Consider the following 17314-nt stretch of genomic DNA (forward strand, 5'->3'; position numbering starts at 1 on the left):
TCGCGAATCACGCCTCGCGCGGCGCGGTCCACATCGCGCGCGGCGACGCCCGGCTTGCACGCCTCCCGCCCGGCGCGATTGGCCTCCAACACGACCTCGTACACGCGCCGAAGTTCCGGCTCCACGCTGCCCACGGCAAACGTGCGGGTGATGTCCGACAGGTAGCCGTTGTAGTAGAGGCCGCAGTCCAAGATGACCAGGTCGCCGGTCTGGAGCGGGCGCTCGGACGGCGTGCCGTGGGGCAATGCCGTGTTTGGCCCCGCGATCAGGATGGGCGAGAAGGGAATGTCTCCATCGCCCGCATCCAGCAGCATCGCCCGCAGCCGCGACGCCAGTTCCCGCTCGGTGCGGCCGGGGCGTATCTCGGGCAGGAAGGCGCGCAGCACCTGCTCGGTGCGGGCGATGGCCTCGCGCATCGCGGCAAGTTCTGCGGCGTCCTTGCGCAGGCGCACGCCCGCGAAGATGTCGTCGGCGGCCGCGACCTCCACGCCCGCCTCGCGCAACCATTGCAGTTCCATCAGGCGCATGTGGATCGACTCGGCTCCCACCCGCTCGCCGACCAAACCCAGGTGGCGGCACGCCTGGCCCAGCGCGTCTTGCGGGCCTTCCTCGTCGGTGTAGGCAAACACGTCGCCGGGCACTGCTGCCGCGCCCGCAACCCGATCGGCCTCAAACGAGGGCACGACGAACGCGGGCGGCCTGTCCGGCGCAAGGAGCGTCAGCATAAGGCGTTCGCTGGCGTGCAGGGCGAGGCCGGCCAGGTAGCGCAGGTTGGGGCCGGGAACGACGGCAAGCCCCGCCAGCCCTCGGTCCTGGGCGTCGCTGGCCACGCGGCGGATTCGCTCAACGAACAGGGGTCTATTGTTCTGCATGCGTTCGCCTCCAGAAAGTCTCGGAGAAAAAGGAGCGCCGGAGCAGTTTGTGCATGTTCGGGTCGGCTACGTTCAGCGCGCGCGGCTGGGTGATGTACAGCGCCAGCGACTGCGCGAAGTAGTCGGCCGCGCTCCTGCGGCAGATGGGGTCGGGGTTGTGCTCCAGGGCGAACAGGCGCACGATCTGCGCGCCGATTTCCGTCCAGGCGGGCGCGATGCCGACGCCGTCGGAGAGGCGCGGCCCGCCCGCGGCTCCCATGCACCCCAGCAGATGGTCGTACAGGTGCGCGATGGCCCGAAGCGCGTCGGTCTCGGCCTCCAGCAGCGCCTGCGCCGACACGAACACAACATTCTCGGCCTTGATCTTGCCGATAGACGCCGGGCCGGGGACATATCCCGTCTCGGCCGGGCTGATGATGAAGACGCCCGTTGGGCTTTCCGCCAGGAACTGCAACGCGCCCACCGGCATCTGGAGCAGCAGTTGCGCCAGCCGATCCACCGGCTCCCACTGGCTGGAGAACCTGGCCGCCACATCCGGGGTGAGCAGCGACCACAGGCGCGGGTACACGTGAACCTTGCGCACCTTGAGTTCTTTTACCAGGCGCGTCCTGTCCGACTCGCGGCGCATCATCTGCCGGCCTCCTTGCCAACTGCCCTGGACTATGGTAACATAAAGCAAGCCATTGTGGCAAACGAGGAGGTGCGTATGAGGCGAGCGATTCTGTTTCTCGGCGGCGTGATTTGTGGGGCGCTGGTGGGTGCGGCGGCTGGGGTGCTCCTGGCTCCGCAGTCCGGCGCAGAAACGCAGGAGTATCTCCGCAAGCGGCTGGATGAGATCAAGGCCGAGGCCATGGAAGCCTACGAGGCCCGCCGCAAGGAACTGATGGAGGAGTTTGAGCGAGCGAAGAAGGGCGTCCGTCCGGCCGCCGAATAGGTGCGCGCAGAAAGCGCAAAGCACGGGGTCGTGGCCGCCGGGCCGCGCCTCGTGCTTTGCCGGTCTGCGTTGGGTGTGCCGGAACGCGCGCTAGTTGTCCGGCATGAAGTGCTTGTCGTACTCGTCCTGGAGCATCGTCCAGTGCTTCTTCTCTTCTCCCGCCAGGTAGGTGAACAGGCTCCTCAGCGCGGGGTCGTCCACCACCTCTAGCGCCTGCGTGTAGAACTCCAGCGCGGCCTTCTCCCGACGGATGGCCATCTGCCACGCGTCGGTCAGTTTGGTATCGCGGGTGATCTTGGGCATGTCGGCCTCCTACTTCTGCAGCATCTTCTCTAGTTTCCGGTACTGGTCTGCCAGAAAGTCGGCGTGGATCTCTTCCTCGTCGCGCAGTTTGAGCAACATGGCTTTGAGTTCGGGGTCCTCGGCGAGGCTGGCGGCCAGGTTGTACTTCTCCCAAGCCGCTTTCTCGTCCATCTCCATGACCTTGAGGAAGTTGAGCCAATTCATCTTGAGAATCTCCTTTCTGTGATGTTATGGGTTGGAACGCGTTTCCGATTTTTAGATGCGCAAAAGGCGCGCGGCATTTCGGTACAGGATCTTCGCCTTGGCCTCGTCCGACAGCGGCAAGGCGCGGATGTCCTCAATGTTCTTCTTCAGGCTCGGCAGGCCGGGCCAGTCCGATCCGAAGATCACCTTGTCGGCCAGGCGCTCCAATTCGGGGAAGTAGGTCATCAGTTTCTGCGGGGGCAGGCCGGCGATCTCCATGTACATGTTCGGGTGCAGGCGCGCCAGGAACGCCGCCTGATCGTACCAGAACCCGCGCCCGCTGTGAACGAGGAGGATGGTGAGATTCGGGAAATCCACGGCGACCTCGTCCAGGAGCACCGGCTCGCCGAACTTGATTTTGGCCCCCTTGAACACCGATGAGCCGGTGTGGAACATGACGGGAATCTGCCGCTCCTCGGCCAGGGCGTACAACGGGTACAGCGACGGGTCGTTAGGGTAGAAGTGGGCGTAGGTAGGGGCCATCTTCAGCCCGCGCATGCCCAAATCGTCCAGGCAGCGGCGCAATTCCTCGCGGGGGCTGGGCACCAGGTGCGGGTTCACGCTGGCGAAGGGGATGAGTCGGTCGTGGCCGCGGCAGAACTCGGCGACGAACTCGTTGGTAACGAGGCCCACGGTCTTGGGGTGCATGTCGGGGAGGATCACCGCATGGGATATGCCGCAGTCGTCCATCACCATCAGCAACCCTTCGGGTGTCATCAGATCGCGGAATTGCTCCAGGGACGCCCCCTTCAGGAGCGACTGCATCCATTCCACGACCCACGGGTGATAGTCTTCAGGGCGCGCCACATGGACGTGGAAGTCTATGACGGGCCACTCTGCCATTCCTTGCTCCTTGTGCCGAGCGTGTGTAATCCGTCGGCTCCAAGTATAGCAGGTTTTTGGGGATTGAACAATCTGGGTAGGGAACGTGCGGCGCACGTTGCTCAACCGCGCGTCCTTGGGGGCGAGGCGTGGGTCCGCCGCCCGACGCTGAAGCATCGGGCTGAATGGGCGAAGCCCTGCGGGTTGGGGGTAGTCCCAACGGGGGCTTCGCGCCCGTAGCGCGGGGGTTTAGCCCCGCGCGTCGCCCCCTCACCCTAGCCCTCTCCCCGCGGGGATTGCTTCGGGGCTTCGCCACTCTTAATTACGGGCACCAACAAACTTTGGAGGCATGTCCCGTTCGCGGGAATCTTGCGCGCAGGCCAGGACGGTGCTACAATGGCCCCGTTCTGCCGAAAGCAATGGCGCTGTGAGGAGGAAGGTCATGAAGAAAATGTTCATCGTCGGCCCCGTGGATGTCTTTGAGGATGTGCTGGCCGTGATGGGCGAGCAGGTGGTGGCCCATTACGGCGACGACTTCGTGCGCCTGTACCGCGAGACGCAAGACCTAACCCGCATGGTGTTGGGCACTTCGGGCGATGTCTTCCTGATGTCCGGGCCTGGGACGGCCGGCCTGGACGCGTGCATGGGCAGCCTGCTCCACACGGGCGAGAAGGTGCTCATTCCCGTCAGCGGCTTCTTCAGCGACCGCCTGACCGCCGTGGCGAGGGGGTCGGGGTTGGAGCCGGTGGTGGAGGACTTTGAGTGGGGAACGCCGGTGGAACCCGAACGGCTGCGCAAGCGCCTGGCGCAGGATACCGGCATCAAGGCGCTGGCCTTCGTGCATCACGAAACCTCTACGGGCGTCCTCAACCCGCTGGACGAGATCGTCGGCGTGGCCCACGAGTTTGGGTTGCCGGTCATCGTGGACGCTGTGGCGTCGGCAGGTGGCGTTCCGGTGGATGTGGATCGCCTGGGGATTGAGTTCCTGGTTACCGTGGCGAACAAGGCGCTGGAAGCGCCGCCTGGGCTGTCCATCGTCTCCGTGAGCCAGCGGGCGTGGGAGTTGATGGACAAGGGCGGCCCGCGCAATCACGGCTGGTACCTGGATTTGCGGACGTGGCGCGATTATTCCATTCGTTGGGCGGATTGGCACCCATTCCCCGTAACCTTGCCGACCAGCGTCGTCCGCGCGCTGAACACGTCGTTGCACCGCATCCGACGCGAGGGCCTGGAACATCACTTCGCCCGATTCGCCGAGGCCGCCGAGAAGGTTCGGCAGGGACTTCGCGATATGGGGTTTTCCATGCTGGTGGAGGGGCGGTACTCGTGTCCGGTGGTGTCGGCGGTGCGGGCGCGGCCGGAGTTCCCCGTCTCCGAGATGGCCGCGTACTTGGAAAAGGAGCGCGGGCTAATGATTGCCGGCGGCATCGGCCCGCTCAAGGGCAAAATCTTCCGCATCGGGCACATGGGCAAGGCCACGACGCAGGAGTACATAGACGCGTTGCTTTCGGCGGTGCGCGACTTCTTGCGCATGAAGGGCCTGGCCTGAACGTAGGGCGCGGTGCGTCCTAGTCGCGCCGCCCGAACTTCGCGGCCAGTCGCTCCACCCAGGACTCCAGCCGTCGCCGGTACACGAGAACGGGTGCGCCGAGCGCCGCCGATAGCGCAATAAGCCCCAGCCATTGGCCTGCGGTCAGACTTGCGGACAGGTCGCCGATGAGCGCCGCCGCGAGAAGGCTGGGGAGCCGCCCGATGGCCGCGAGAGTCATCAGCAGCGAGATGGGGATGGGCGTCAGGCCCGCCAGGATGCTGATGGAGTCGTCGGGCACGAAGGGGAGCAGGAACAGCACGAAGAACGCCGCAGGCCCCGCCCGCTGAATCCAGCCGTCAAACCGGCGCAGGTGCGCGGGCGGCACAACGCGCTCCACAAAGGGCCGGCCCAGTTTGCGGGCCAGCGTCATCACCGCCCACGCCCCCAGCAGGACGCCGATGGCGCTGTACACCGTGCCCCAGAACACGCCGAACAGGTAGCCCGAGACCAGCCCCACCACCTGGCCGGGCAGCGGGGCCAGGATGACCTGCGCGGCTTGTAGCGCGATGAGGGCCAGCGGCGCCGCCCAGCCGAACCCCGCCACCCAACGGCGCAGATTGTCCTGCTGGGAGACGAGGGCCAGCAAGGGCTGCCAGAATCGGACGACCAGCCCCACCGCCAGGAGCACCACAAGCCCCCATGCCGCCTGCCGTATGGCGTGCTTTATCCGCTGCGGAACTTTCTGTCCGGCGTCCATGCCTGTAGTGTAAAACGCGGGGTGGTATGCCGTCAACCTCGGCCACGGTTCAGCGCCCACCTCGCGGTGTGCCGACCTCACCCCGCCGCCCGACGCTGAAGCATCGGGCTGAAGGGGCGAAGCCCTGCGGGCTGGCGAAGCCCCGAAGGGGCTTTGTTCTTTCAGCGCGGGGGTTTAGCCCCGCGCTGCGATGCGGCGATTCATCCCCACCCGCGTGGAGCAAATTGGCAATTTGCTCCACATCTCCGCCCACGGCCAGGGGGACGGCCGAAGGCCGGGGGTGAGGTGCGCCTGCACCCCGCCGCCCGACGCTGAAGCATCGGGCTGAAGGGGCGAAGCCCTGCGGCCATGCCGACCTCACCCCCTCGTTCCCCCTCTTCGCCGGCGGAGCGGAGAGGTTGTAACCGCGAATAAACGCGAATGAACACGAATAGAAATAGACATTCGCGTTTATTCGCGCGATTCGCGGTTCCCCATACCCTCGGCTTGCTTACCAACACAATGGAACCGAGCCCCTGGGTTCGGCCCTTTGCCAACCGCCATCTGCGCGGGTATAATGCGCCGTAGTCTGACAAGTCGGAATGCGCGTCGCGCGGAGACCGCAGACCTGGCAGGAGAGGAATGCCCAGGGGACAGCGAGGGTTCCTGACGTTGGCCGTCTTCGTTTCCGGCATGACCACCATGGCGGTGGAGATGTCGGCTGCGCGGCTGTTGGACCCCTACTTCGGCAATTCGCTCATCGTGTGGGCGAATCTCATCGGGTTGATCCTGGTGTACCTGTCGGTGGGCTACTACCTGGGTGGCCGCGTCGCCGACCGTTCGCCGCACGCCACGACGTTCTACAGCATCACCGGCGCGGCGGCCCTGCTCATCGGGCTGGTGCCGTTCGCGGCCCGACCCGTGCTTTCGCTTTCCGTGCGCGGATTTGCCGCCTACGACGTGGGGCTGCTGGCGGGGTCGCTCGTGGGGGTGTTGCTGCTGTTCGCCGCGCCGGTCATCCTGCTGGGGTTCGTGTCGCCCTTCGCCGTGCGCCTGGCCGTGCGCGATGTGGGTTCTGCGGGACACGCCGCCGGGCGGATGTACGCCGTCTCCACGCTGGGCAGCATCGTGGGCACGTTCGCGCCGGTGCTGATATTCATCCCTGCCATGGGCACGCGCCGAACGTTCTGGCTGTTCTCGCTCGCGCTGCTGGTCATCTCTGTGGTGGGGTTGGCGATGGCCCGCGCCCGCCGCGCGTGGGTGTACGCCGCCTGCGGCCTCGTCCTGGCGGCGGCTGCGGTGGCGTTGCCGTCGGGCGTCGTGAAGGCTTCCGAGGGCCTCCTCTACGAAACCGAATCGGCGTACAACTACATCCAGGTTGTGCGCTGGGGCGATGACATCTATCTGCGCCTCAACGAGGGCCAGGGTGTGCACTCGGTGTACAACCCGCACGAGGAACTGACCGGCGAGGTGTGGGACTACTTCCTGGTGGCCCCGCTGTTCAACGCGCCGCCGTTCGCGCCCTCGCAGGTCTCCAGTCTGTGCCTCATCGGGCTGGCGGCGGGCACCGTGTCCAAGCAGTACGCGCTTGTGTACGGCGGCGTGCGCATAGACGGCGTGGAGATTGACCCGGAGATCGTCCGCGTGGGCCGCGAGTACTTCGCCATGAACGAGCCGAATTTGCGCGTCATCGTGCAGGACGGGCGGTACTTTCTCCACAACAGTCCGGGCGCATACTCTGTCATCGCCGTGGACGCCTACCGTCCCCCGTACATCCCGTTCCACCTGACGACCCGCGAGTTCTTCCGGGAGGTGTACGACCATCTTGCCGGCGACGGCGTGGCGGCCATCAACGTGGGGCGCGCGCCGGGCGACTACTCGCTGGTGAACGCCATTGCCCAGACCATGCGCACCGTCTTCCCCAGCGTGTACGTGCTGGACACGCCCGACCGCGACGGAAGCCTGGCGTCCTGCCTGGTGGTGGGGACGCGCCAGCCCACGACGCTGGACAACTTCCGGGCGAACGCGGAGAGCCTGGCCGACGCCCGCCTGCGAGCCGTGGCTTCGCGGGTCTTGCCCTTGATGTGGGAGGTAACGGAGGCGCGGGCCGTGTTCACCGATGACCGCGCGCCCGTGGAGCAAATCGTTCACCGAATCATTCTGCGCTATGTGCTGGGGGAGTGAAATGCCTCGGAAGGATGGCCGCCGCGCCGACGAACTGCGTCCGATTCGCATCACCACCGGCTTCACCAAGTACGCCGAGGGGTCGGTCCTCATCTGCCTGGGCGATACGCATGTGCTGTGCAATGTCTCGGTGGAAGAGGGGGTGCCGGCTCATCGGCTGGGCAAGGGTGGATGGGTTACGGCGGAGTATTCGCTCTTGCCCCGCTCTACCCTGACGCGCACGCCCCGCGAGACCGCCGGCCCGACCGCCCGCACGCAGGAGATTCGCCGCCTCATCGGGCGGAGCCTGCGGGCGTCGGTGGATCTGTCGCTCCTGGGCGAGCGCACCTTCATCGCCGACTGCGACGTGCTGCAGGCAGACGGGGGAACTCGCACCGCCGCCGTTACGGGCGCATACGTGGCGCTGGCCATGGCCGTGCGGCGGCTCATCGCGGAGGGGGCCGTGCCCCCAGGGGCGCTCCGTGCGCCGGTGGCGGCGGTGAGCGTGGGCATGGTGGGCGGCGAGCCTCTGCTGGACCTGTGCTATGACGAGGACATGGCGGCGGATGTGGATTTCAACGTGGTGATGAACGCGAAGGGTCAATACGTGGAGGTTCAGGGCACCGCCGAAGGGCAGCCCTTCTCCCACGCCGATTTGTTGCGGCTGTTGGATATGGCCCAGCGGGGCATCGGGTTGCTCCTGGCGGCCCAGGAGCAGGCCCTGGCGTGAACCGCGCAGGCAAGGAGTGGCGTATGGAATTGAGAACCTACTGGCGCATCCTGAAACGACGATGGTGGGTCTGGGTGTTGCTGCCGGTGCTGGTGGGCGCCATCACGTTGCTGACGGCCAGGCCGGCCCCCACGACCTACACGGCATCCATGGCGTTCACCGTGGGCATCAGGCCCGAACCGAAGACCGGCGACTACTACAGTTACGACCGCTACTACACGTGGCTGACGGCGGAATACTTCGTGGACGATTTGGCCGAGGTAATTCGGCGGAGCGAGTTCAGCAATGCCGTCAGCGCGGAACTGACGCGGCACGGCGTGCAGGTGTCGGGGCTTGCTATCGGCGCTGCCACCCAGACGGGCAAACTCCACCGGATTCTCAACGTCAGCGTGGCCTGGCCCGACGCGGCGCAGATTCGCGCCATCGCCGACGCCATCACCGCCGTCCTGGAGGAGCAAAGCACCCAGTTCTTCGGCTTCCTGCAGGCAGAGGATGCCGTCGTGCGGCGGGTGGATGGCCCGCATTTCGGGGTGGCGGGGCGCAGTCTACGGGAACGCCTGGACCTGCCGCTGCGTCTGCTCATCGCGTTGCTGGCGGGCGTTGGGATTGCGTTCCTGTGGGACTACTTGGACGACACGGTGCGCAGCCGGCAGGAGTTGGCGCGGATGGGGCTTGACGTGCTGGCCGAGATACCCCGCTCGCGCCGCCGGCTGTGAATTAGGGGGCACCGTGTAGGGGGCGCGTTCCCTCTCCCGCTGGGAGTGGGCTAGGGTGAGGGGCGTCGCGCGGGGCGGGGTGAAGGCGCACCTCACCCCCGGCCTTCGGCCGTCCCCCTGGCCGTGGGCGGAGATGTGGAGCAAATTGGCAACTTGCTCCACGCGGGTGGGGATGAATCGTCGCATCGTCGCGCGGGGCTGAACCCCCGCGCTGAAAGAACAAAGCCCCTTCGGGGCTTCGCCCGTTCAGCCCGATGCTTCAGCGTCGGGCGGAACACCCTTCGCGTAGATTCGTGTGATTCGCGGATGATCGTGGCCCGCGTCGGGCAGGGCGGCCTTTGCCCGCGCGGGGCAGGTGTGGTACAATTGACCGACGACAACGGTTAGGAGGCGGGATTGGAATTCCGAGACTACCTGGACATTATCCGCAAGCGAGGCTGGATCTTCATCTTCCTGGCCCTGTTCACGGCGGCCGTGGCGGTGCTGGTGGGCAAGATGCAGACGCCGGTGTATCGGGCGAGCATCGTCCTGCGGGCGGAACCGGCGCGCGCCGACTGGGGCCTGAGCAACACCGCCAAGGACCTGCTCCGCAGTTACACCCTGCAGATTCGCAGCCACAACACCGCCCAGCGAGCCATTGAGCGCGGCCAGTTGGACATGTCCACCGATGACCTGCTGAGCAAGGTTACCGTCAGCCCTGACCCTTCCAACTTCTCCATTCGCATTGACGCCAAGGATACCGACCCTGCTGTGGCGGTAACCATCGCGCAGAAAGTGGCCGAGATTTTCGCGGAGGACAGGGCGGCCTGGAACGAGAAGCAGGACAAGCGCGACCGCATAGAAGTTGCCATCATTGACAGCGCGCGGTACGAACTGTTCTCGCCGAAACTCAAGATCAACCTCATCGTGGGGGGCGTGGTTGGCCTTCTGCTGGCGGGCGTGATCGTCTTCTTCCTGGAGTGGGTTCAGGCCGACCTGCTGCGCACGCCGGAGCAGGTGGAGCGCATCACCGGCCTGGTGGTGCTCGGCTCCATTCCGGCGGGCGGCGAAGCGACGCCGACGCGCCGCAAGGCCCTACTCCCCCGCATTCGGCCCGAAACGCTGCTCTACTTCGGCCTGGGGCTTATCGTGGGGGCCGTGGGGTTTGCGGTTGTCAGTCAGATTCTATAGCGGCGGAACCCGCGCCCGAATGCGGGCCTCGGCCGTAGCCGTTTCTTTATGGAGGGATGCTTGCAGATGAGCGAGAAGACCCTGCAGAACTTGATCACCGTCGCGCAGCCGCGGTCCGCCATCAGCGAGGCGTACCGCACGCTGCTGACCAGCATTGATTTCGCCGGCCTGGATAGGCCGATTCGCGCGTTGATGCTCACCAGCGCAAGCCCAGAAGAGGGCAAGTCGTCCACGCTGGCCAATCTGGCCGTCGTCGCGGCCCAGGAGGGGCGCACGGTCATCGTCGTGGATTGCGACCTGCGCCGGCCCTCGCTTCATTCCATCTTCAACCTGCCCAACGGCGAGGGGCTGACCACGGCCCTGATGAGCGCCGAGGCATTGAAGTCGCCGCCGCTCCGGTCGGTGGGGGTGGACGGCCTGTCGGTTCTCACCAGCGGCCCCATCCCGCCCAACCCGCTGGAGTTGCTCGGTTCGCGCCGCATGGAGGAACTCCTCGCGGCGCTGCGAGAGCGGGCCGACATCGTCCTGGTAGACGCACCGCCGGTTGTCGCCGTGGCCGATGCCGCCATCCTGGCCTCCAAGGTGGATGCCGTGCTGCTCGTTGTCCAGGCAGGCAGAGCCAAGCGCGACTACGTGGAGCGGGCCAAGGCCCTGCTGGAGAAGGCGAACGCGCGCATCATCGGCGCGGCCCTGACCAACGTGCAGGCCGACACGCTGCTCACCCGATACTACGCCGCCGAGGGCACGCGGTAGCGAATGGCGCACTTCCCTGCGGCAGGGCTGATTGACCTGCATACGCACATTGTGCCGGGCGTGGACGATGGCGCGCAGACGCCCGACGAGGCGCTGGCCATGGCGCGGGTGGCGTTGGCCGACGGCATCGCGCAAGTGGTGGCGACGCCCCACATCCCGATGGCGGGGCTGGACCGCGAGGAGTGCGAACGGCGGCTGGGAGACCTGCGGCGGTATCTTGCGGGCCATCAGACCGATGTGGAGGTGCACCTGGGAGCAGAGGTGAGCCTGGAGCCGGACATCCTGCGCTGGCTGGCGGAAGGGCTGGCGTGGCCCATTGCATCTACGCGGTACATCCTGGTGGAACTCCCGTTCTTCGTCCTACCACCGTACACCGACGACACGATTTTCCGGCTCCAGGTGGCAGGCTACAAGCCGATTCTGGCGCATCCGGAACGCAACGCGTCCTTGGCCGCAGCACCCGAACGACTGGGGCCTTTGGTGGAACGGGGCGTATTGGTGCAGATTACCACCACCAGCATCCTGGGCGGGTTCGGGGCGCAGGCGAAGTCGGCAGCGACGGCGTTTCTGCAACGGGGATGGGTGCATGTGCTGGCCTCGGACGCGCACTCGGCCAATCACCGCCCGCCGTCGCTGACGGAGGCGGCGCGAGAGGCGGAGAGGGTTATCGGGCCACAGGCATGGAGCCTGGTTACAACAAACCCTGCCGCGATTCTGGGCGACAGCGACGAGGTAGCCCCGGCGCATCCTGTCAAGAAGGCGCGGCGATAGTCTAGGAGGCGCGATGAAAGGGTTGATTCTCAGCGGGGGCAAGGGCACAAGGCTTCGGCCGTTGACGTACACCGGCGCCAAGCAACTGGTGCCGGTGGCCAACAAGCCGGTCCTGTTCTACGTCATAGAAGACCTGGTGGAGGCCGGCATTACCGACCTGGGCATCGTCGTGGGCGACACCGGCGACCAGATCCGCGAGGCGGTGGGCGATGGCTCCCGTTTCGGCGCCAAGGTTACCTACATCCAGCAGGAGGCTCCGCTGGGCATCGCCCACGGCATCAAGATTTCCCGCGACTTCCTGGGCGACGAGCGGTTCGTGCTGTTCCTGGGCGACAACTTCATCCGCGATGGCATCGTGCCTTTCGTGGAGACGTTCCAGGACGACTCGCTGAACGCGCAGATTCTGCTGTACAGGGTGCCCAACCCCGAGGCCCTGGGCGTGGCCGTGTTGGACGAGCATGGCCACGTTGTGCGCCTGGTGGAGAAGCCCAAGGAATTCGTCAGCGACCTGGCCGTCATCGGTATCTACATGTTTGACCGCAACGTGTGGGAGGCCGTCAACGCCATCAAGCCCTCCAAGCGCGGCGAGTTGGAGATCACGGACACCATCCAGTATCTGGTGGACAAGGGGCTGAACGTCAAAGCGTCCATGGTCAGCGGGTGGTGGATTGACACCGGCAAGATGAGCGACATCCTGGAGGCCAACCGCCTGGTGCTGGACACCTTTGAGACGCAGATTCTGGGCGAGGTGGATGCCAGTTCCGAGGTGTACAATAAGGTCGTGGTGGAGCGGGGCGCGCGCGTCGTCAACAGCATCATCCGCGGGCCGGCCATCATCGGCGAAGAAACGCAGATCATCAACTCGTACATCGGCCCGTTCACCAGCATCTACCACCATTGCCTGATTCAGGACGCGGAGATAGAGCACTCGGTGGTGCTGGAAAACAGCCGCATCGTGGACATAGACCAGCGCATTGAGGATTCGCTCATCGGGCGCAATGTGGAGATCACGCGCTCGCCGCTGAAGCCCCGCGCCTACAAACTCATGCTGGGCGATCACAGCAAGGTGGGGCTCATCGGCAATGGGAGATAGTAAGGACAGCGGGCAGCAGGAAGCCGTTAGCCTTTAGCCATTAGCGATCAGCGTTCAGCCATCGGCATTTGGCGTTCAGATTGGAGGTCGATGTCCGATTGCTAAAGGCTAACGGCTAATGGCTAGCGGCTAAAGGCTAACGGCTACAGACTCTTCGGAGAGGTGCAGATGATAAAGACAACTCTGGTTTATCCCGGCATCGCGGGATATGGGTTTGACTGTCTGGGCAAGGGGATGGAGGCCGGCTGGGTGAGCCACGGTCTGGCCCACATCAGCGCCGCGGCCAAGGCCGAAGGGTTTGACATAGACCTGATAGACCTGCGCGCGCTCAAGGGATGGGACGATTTCCGCAGCGAAATCCGCCAGCGCCGCCCCGACGTGCTCGGGTTCACGATGATGAGCGTGGACTACGACCCCGTCATGCAGTCGGTGGAGATCGTGAAGCAGGAACTGCCCGACAGCATCATTGTGGTGGGCGGGCCGCACCCCACCCTGGCCCTGGACGAGGTGGCCCAGAACCCCAAGATAGACTACATCGTAACCCACGAGGGCGAGATCACGTTCCCCAAACTCCTGCGCGCCATCCAGGAGGGCAACCGACCATCCGACCGCATCCTCGTCGGCGAGATGCCGAACCTGGACGCGCTGCCGTTCCCAGACCGCGAACTGTTCCTGAACGAGTGGCGCAGGTTCGGGTACACGCTGGACTCGCCCGAAGTGCCCTTTGTGGAGGAACTGCCGCCGCCGTTCCTGACCATCATCGCGGGCCGGGGGTGCAAGTACAACTGCAACTTCTGCCAGCCCGCCGAGCGACGGCTGTTCGGCCGCAAGGTGCGCCGCCGTAGCGTGCCCAACATCATCGCCGAACTCAAGGCCCTGCGCGACCGCTATCACTTCGCGTCGTTCATGTTCCACGACGACTGCCTGACGGAAGACCGCGAGTGGGTGATAGAGTTCTGCCGCGCCTACAAGGCCGAGGGGTTCACCCAGCCCTTCTTCTGCCAGAGCCGCGCCGACATCATCGTGAAGCACCCCGACATGGTGCGCCTGATGGCCGACGCGGGCCTGCGTGGCTACTTCATCGGGTTTGAGAGCGGCAGCGACCGCGTCCTCAAGTTCCTGCGCAAGGGGACGACCCGCGCCATCAACCTGGAGGCCGCGCGCATCTGCCGCAAGAACGGCATCGCCATCTGGGCCAACTACATGCTGGGCATCCCCACCGAGACGAAAGAAGAAGTGATGGAGACCATTTCCATGCTGAAGGAGATGGACCCCGACTACTACAGCCCTGCCTTCTACACGCCCCATCCGGGCAGCGACCTGTTTGACTACTGCGTAGAGAACGACCTGTCGCTCATCACCAGCCACGAGCAGTACCGCCGCTCGCCCACCGAGGCCAAGATCAAGGGCATGGACTACGACTTCCTGCGCTGGGCGCTGGCCGAATCCCAGCGGCGCAAACCGTGGAATCAGTTCCGGCGCACCGTTCGCCGCTACTGGAAGCGATACGCCTCGCCCAAGAAGATCGCGCGCAAGTTGCTACGCATGGCCGGGCTTGCGCCGGCGCGATAGGCAGCGGGCCTCTGTACGGGCGACCCGCAGGTCGCCCCTACAAGCAAGGGCAGAAATCCAAACGGGAGAGTCTGGACGTGAAACGCTTGATGATCACCGGCGGGGCCGGCTTCATTGGCTCCAACTTCGTCCACTACGTGCTGGAGCACCACCCCGACTACTACGTCGTCGTGTACGACAAACTGACGTATGCGGGCAATCTGGACAACCTGCGCGACCTGGAGGGGAACCCACGCTACGCCTTCGTGCGCGGCGACATCTGCGACGCGGCGCTGGTGGAGCAGACCATCCGCGACCACGCCATTGACACCATCGTGAACTTCGCCGCCGAGACCCACGTGGACCGTTCGCTCATGGAGCCGGGGAGTTTCATCCAGACCGACGTGTTCGGCACCTACGTCTTGCTGGAGGCCGCCCGCAAGTTCAAGTTGGAGCGTTTCCATCAGGTCAGCACCGACGAGGTCTACGGCGAGGTGCTGGACGGCGCTTCGGTGGAGACGGACCCGCTGATGCCGCGCAGTCCCTACTCGGCCAGCAAGGCCGGCGGCGAGCACATGGTGCACGCGTACTTCGTCAGTTTCGGCGTGCCCGCGACCATCACCCGCGGCTCCAACAACATCGGCCCGTACCAGTATCCGGAGAAAGCCGTGCCCCTGTTCATCACCAACGCCATTGACGACCTGCCCCTTCCCATCTACGGCGATGGGTTGCAGATGCGCGACTATCAGTACGTGTGGGATCACTGCGAGGGGATTGACGTGGTGCTGCACAAGGGTGTCCCGGGCGAGGTGTACAACCTGGGCACGGGCGTGGAGACGCGGAACATTGATATGGCGCGGCTTGTGCTGCGCCTGCTGGGCAAGCCCGAAAGCCTGATTCAGCACGTGGCCGACCGCCCCGGCCACGACCGCCGCTATGCCCTGAACTGCAACAAGATCAAGGCGCTGGGATGGCAGTCGCGCCACACCTTTGAGCAGGCGCTGGAGAAGACCGTCCGCTGGTACGTGGACAACGAGTGGTGGTGGCGCAAACTGAAGACCGGCGAGTATCTGGAGTACTACAAGCGCCAGTACGGCGAGCGCCTTGCCAAAGCGCAGAAGGCGCTATAGGAACACGAATGGGAAGAGCAGCCGCATGGTCTGCCGCAGGATGAGCAGGTACACGTCCACCTGCGGCGCGTCGCCATCCCAAAACGGGTGCGTGGACGTGATGCTGAAGCGGCCTCGGTACAGGCCCGGCGCCAGAGTTTCCGCGCCCACCAGTTTGAGCACGACGTGCGCGCCAGGCGCAAGCGTCCCGCTCACCGGCTCTAGTTGCAGCCAACTCGCGTCGGGCGGGACTTGCGCCGCCCAGTCCATCGGCACGTCGCCCGTGTTGGTGATCACCAGCGACGCCTCTATCGTCTGCCCAGGCTCGGCGCGGATGATCCACTCCGTCGCCGAGGCGGCCAGGTGCGGCGGGTCCACAAGCCCCCACAGCGCGGCGGCCGCGTCTATACGCCCGTAGCCGTAGTAATCGTTGCGCCCGTTCTCGTCGTAGAGGATGCCCCCGACTTTGGCGGCAGTGGCCTTCATGTGGGCTTCCACCTGCTCGCGGTTCCAGGCGGGCCGCAGGGCGCGAATCAGCCCCGCCAGTCCGGCCACGTGGGGCGAGGCCATGGACGTGCCGCTCTTATTCCCGTAGGAGCCGCCGCGGGTCGTGTTATAGATGGACACTCCGGGCGCGGCCAGGTCAACAAAGGCGTTGTACTCCGAGAACGCGCCTCGCTGGTCCGCCGAATCCGTGGCGGCGACGGAAACGACGTTCTCCATCGCAGCGGGATACATGATGGGGTTCACGGAGCCGCACCCCGTTCCGCCGGATGCGCAATTGCCCGCCGCGGCCACAAACACCACATCGTATCGCCGGGCCACGTCGTTGATGACATCCTGCAACAATTGGCTGTAGTCCGAACCGGCGAAACTCATGTTCACAACGCGCGCGCCGTTCTTGGCGGCGTAGTACACGCCATCGGCCACCCCCGCATAGTCGCCGCTTCCCGACGAACCCAGCACCTTGACGGGAATGAGTCGGCAACGCCACAGGACGCCTGCCACGCCGATTCCGTTGTTCCCGCGCGCCCCGATGATGCCCGCCACGTGGGTGCCGTGGCCATGATCGTCCATGGGGAGGCCATCGTGATGGATCACGTCCCAGCCCCAGCGGTCGTCCACGTAGCCGTTGCCGTCGTCGTCCACGCCGTTGTCGGGAATCTCGCCGAAGTTCTGCCACAGATTGCCTTGCAAGTCGGGGTGATTCAAGTCCGCGCCCGTGTCCAGTACGGCGATCACCACTTCCGGGGAGCCGGTGAAGATGTCCCAGGCCTCCGGCGCGCGAATCTTCGTCAAGGCCCACTGGGCGCCGAACTGGGCATCATCGGGCGTGGCTGCTGCCTGAACGAAGTACTCCGGCTCGGCCGCCATGCCGTAGGCGTCGCGGAGCGCCTGGGCGACGATTTCCTCCTGGCCTACGGGCACCGACAACCGCACCCACGCGGGGTTGCCCGTCAACTGGCCGACGATGCGATAGCCGTCCCACTCGGCGACCTGCTCCGCGGTGGCGAGGGCGTGGGGTGCGAGTTTCGCCCAAACGACGCCGGGGGTGTACCGGGCCGATGTGTCTGGCGGCCGCGCCTGCGAATCCATGACGGCAGGCCCGCCGCCCGATGTCGTTAGCAGCGTCAAAACAAGAAGCACGATCCAGAGTCTGCGCATTCTCACCCCGAGTTGTCTGAACTGGTTTGCCATACTACAATAACGAACGTAGAATCGTCAAGACACGGCCGCCCGCCCGCGGATGCGGGCACTTTGTACGGGCGACCCGCGGGAGAAACCGCGAGTTCGCGCGAACAAACGCGAAGGGCATT

17 protein-coding genes and 1 pseudogene (1 of these 18 only partly in view) are annotated in these 17314 nt (G+C 65.4%); 11 read left to right on the forward strand and 7 right to left on the reverse strand.

The features are described 5' to 3' along the window. Both H5T65_04755 and H5T65_04760 read right to left on the reverse strand, forming a co-directional pair. Positions 1–872: pseudogene (locus H5T65_04755) on the reverse strand (aminopeptidase P family protein); it reaches 252 nt to the left of the window's first position. Continuing rightward, positions 859–1503, reverse strand: a complete 645-nt coding sequence (locus tag H5T65_04760; GenBank protein ID MBC7258534.1) for a hypothetical protein — start codon at positions 1501–1503, stop codon at positions 859–861. Before H5T65_04760 ends, H5T65_04755 begins: the two are co-directional and overlap by 14 nt. 75 nt (positions 1504–1578) lie before the next feature. Between H5T65_04760 and H5T65_04765 the strand changes: the two genes are divergently transcribed. Then, positions 1579–1806: a YtxH domain-containing protein gene (locus H5T65_04765; protein MBC7258535.1), complete on the forward strand. Its 228-nt coding sequence runs from the start codon at positions 1579–1581 to the stop codon at positions 1804–1806. Positions 1807–1896: 90 nt separating this feature from the next. Here H5T65_04765 and H5T65_04770 read toward each other — a convergent pair whose 3' ends face one another. From H5T65_04770 to H5T65_04780, 3 genes are read right to left on the reverse strand one after another with little or no spacing between them, the layout of a single operon-like run. After that, positions 1897–2109: a hypothetical protein gene (locus H5T65_04770; protein MBC7258536.1), complete on the reverse strand. Its 213-nt coding sequence runs from the start codon at positions 2107–2109 to the stop codon at positions 1897–1899. Positions 2110–2118: 9 nt separating this feature from the next. Further along, on the reverse strand, positions 2119–2313 hold the full coding sequence (locus H5T65_04775) for a hypothetical protein (protein MBC7258537.1): 195 nt from the start codon (positions 2311–2313) through the stop codon (positions 2119–2121). 51 nt (positions 2314–2364) lie between these two features. Continuing rightward, entirely contained in the window at positions 2365–3195 is an 831-nt protein-coding gene (locus H5T65_04780) for an amidohydrolase (protein MBC7258538.1), read from the reverse strand. A gap of 421 nt (positions 3196–3616) precedes the next feature. Here H5T65_04780 and H5T65_04785 point away from each other — a divergent pair, with 421 nt between their 5' ends. After that, positions 3617–4723, forward strand: a complete 1107-nt coding sequence (locus H5T65_04785; protein ID MBC7258539.1) for an alanine--glyoxylate aminotransferase family protein — start codon at positions 3617–3619, stop codon at positions 4721–4723. A 19-nt stretch (positions 4724–4742) separates the two neighbouring features. Here H5T65_04785 and H5T65_04790 read toward each other — a convergent pair whose 3' ends face one another. Further along, on the reverse strand, positions 4743–5462 hold the full coding sequence (locus H5T65_04790) for a TVP38/TMEM64 family protein (GenBank protein MBC7258540.1): 720 nt from the start codon (positions 5460–5462) through the stop codon (positions 4743–4745). A gap of 621 nt (positions 5463–6083) precedes the next feature. Here H5T65_04790 and H5T65_04795 point away from each other — a divergent pair. The 9 genes from H5T65_04795 to rfbB all read left to right on the forward strand — a co-directional run bounded on the left by H5T65_04795 (position 6084) and on the right by rfbB (position 15518). Then, entirely contained in the window at positions 6084–7625 is a 1542-nt protein-coding gene (locus H5T65_04795) for a fused MFS/spermidine synthase (GenBank protein MBC7258541.1), read from the forward strand. Between the two features lies 1 nt (position 7626). Beyond that, positions 7627–8334: a ribonuclease PH gene (gene rph / locus H5T65_04800; protein MBC7258542.1), complete on the forward strand. Its 708-nt coding sequence runs from the start codon at positions 7627–7629 to the stop codon at positions 8332–8334. Positions 8335–8357: 23 nt separating this feature from the next. Further along, the gene (locus H5T65_04805) at positions 8358–9050 is read left to right on the forward strand and encodes a hypothetical protein (protein MBC7258543.1); all 693 of its coding nucleotides are present in this window, start codon (positions 8358–8360) and stop codon (positions 9048–9050) included. Between the two features lie 396 nt (positions 9051–9446). Next, on the forward strand, positions 9447–10220 hold the full coding sequence (locus tag H5T65_04810; protein MBC7258544.1) for a hypothetical protein: 774 nt from the start codon (positions 9447–9449) through the stop codon (positions 10218–10220). 66 nt (positions 10221–10286) lie between these two features. Then, a complete protein-coding gene (locus H5T65_04815) occupies positions 10287–10973 on the forward strand; it encodes a CpsD/CapB family tyrosine-protein kinase (protein MBC7258545.1) in 687 nt (228 codons plus the stop codon). A 3-nt stretch (positions 10974–10976) separates the two neighbouring features. Further along, on the forward strand, positions 10977–11744 hold the full coding sequence (locus H5T65_04820) for a hypothetical protein (protein MBC7258546.1): 768 nt from the start codon (positions 10977–10979) through the stop codon (positions 11742–11744). Between the two features lie 13 nt (positions 11745–11757). Further along, positions 11758–12837, forward strand: a complete 1080-nt coding sequence (locus H5T65_04825) for a glucose-1-phosphate thymidylyltransferase (GenBank protein ID MBC7258547.1) — start codon at positions 11758–11760, stop codon at positions 12835–12837. A gap of 168 nt (positions 12838–13005) precedes the next feature. Further along, on the forward strand, positions 13006–14409 hold the full coding sequence (locus H5T65_04830) for a B12-binding domain-containing radical SAM protein (GenBank protein ID MBC7258548.1): 1404 nt from the start codon (positions 13006–13008) through the stop codon (positions 14407–14409). A 77-nt stretch (positions 14410–14486) separates the two neighbouring features. After that, on the forward strand, positions 14487–15518 hold the full coding sequence (gene rfbB / locus H5T65_04835) for a dTDP-glucose 4,6-dehydratase (GenBank protein ID MBC7258549.1): 1032 nt from the start codon (positions 14487–14489) through the stop codon (positions 15516–15518). On the opposite strand, the gene H5T65_04840 is transcribed toward rfbB, so the two are convergent. Next, entirely contained in the window at positions 15513–17162 is a 1650-nt protein-coding gene (locus tag H5T65_04840; GenBank protein ID MBC7258550.1) for a S8 family serine peptidase, read from the reverse strand. The genes rfbB and H5T65_04840 overlap by 6 nt on opposite strands. Positions 17163–17314: the final 152 nt, after the last annotated feature.

The organism is Chloroflexota bacterium (assembly GCA_014360805.1).
Classification (GTDB): Bacteria; Chloroflexota; Anaerolineae; order DTLA01; family DTLA01; genus DTLA01.

Excerpts from the sequence above, each read along its gene's own strand:
- H5T65_04820 (MBC7258546.1), top strand. The coding sequence starts at position 10,977 with ATGGCGCACTTCCCTGCGGCAGGGCTGATTGACCTGCATACGCACATT.
- H5T65_04760 (MBC7258534.1), bottom strand. The coding sequence starts at position 1,503 with ATGATGCGCCGCGAGTCGGACAGGACGCGCCTGGTAAAAGAACTCAAG.
- H5T65_04815 (MBC7258545.1), top strand. The coding sequence starts at position 10,287 with ATGAGCGAGAAGACCCTGCAGAACTTGATCACCGTCGCGCAGCCGCGG.
- H5T65_04790 (MBC7258540.1), bottom strand. The coding sequence starts at position 5,462 with ATGGACGCCGGACAGAAAGTTCCGCAGCGGATAAAGCACGCCATACGG.
- H5T65_04805 (MBC7258543.1), top strand. The coding sequence starts at position 8,358 with ATGGAATTGAGAACCTACTGGCGCATCCTGAAACGACGATGGTGGGTC.
- H5T65_04775 (MBC7258537.1), bottom strand. The coding sequence starts at position 2,313 with ATGAATTGGCTCAACTTCCTCAAGGTCATGGAGATGGACGAGAAAGCG.
- H5T65_04785 (MBC7258539.1), top strand. The coding sequence starts at position 3,617 with ATGAAGAAAATGTTCATCGTCGGCCCCGTGGATGTCTTTGAGGATGTG.
- H5T65_04780 (MBC7258538.1), bottom strand. The coding sequence starts at position 3,195 with ATGGCAGAGTGGCCCGTCATAGACTTCCACGTCCATGTGGCGCGCCCT.
- H5T65_04840 (MBC7258550.1), bottom strand. The coding sequence starts at position 17,162 with ATGCGCAGACTCTGGATCGTGCTTCTTGTTTTGACGCTGCTAACGACA.
- H5T65_04770 (MBC7258536.1), bottom strand. The coding sequence starts at position 2,109 with ATGCCCAAGATCACCCGCGATACCAAACTGACCGACGCGTGGCAGATG.
- rph (MBC7258542.1), top strand. The coding sequence starts at position 7,627 with ATGCCTCGGAAGGATGGCCGCCGCGCCGACGAACTGCGTCCGATTCGC.
- H5T65_04795 (MBC7258541.1), top strand. The coding sequence starts at position 6,084 with ATGCCCAGGGGACAGCGAGGGTTCCTGACGTTGGCCGTCTTCGTTTCC.
- H5T65_04825 (MBC7258547.1), top strand. The coding sequence starts at position 11,758 with ATGAAAGGGTTGATTCTCAGCGGGGGCAAGGGCACAAGGCTTCGGCCG.
- H5T65_04830 (MBC7258548.1), top strand. The coding sequence starts at position 13,006 with ATGATAAAGACAACTCTGGTTTATCCCGGCATCGCGGGATATGGGTTT.
- H5T65_04765 (MBC7258535.1), top strand. The coding sequence starts at position 1,579 with ATGAGGCGAGCGATTCTGTTTCTCGGCGGCGTGATTTGTGGGGCGCTG.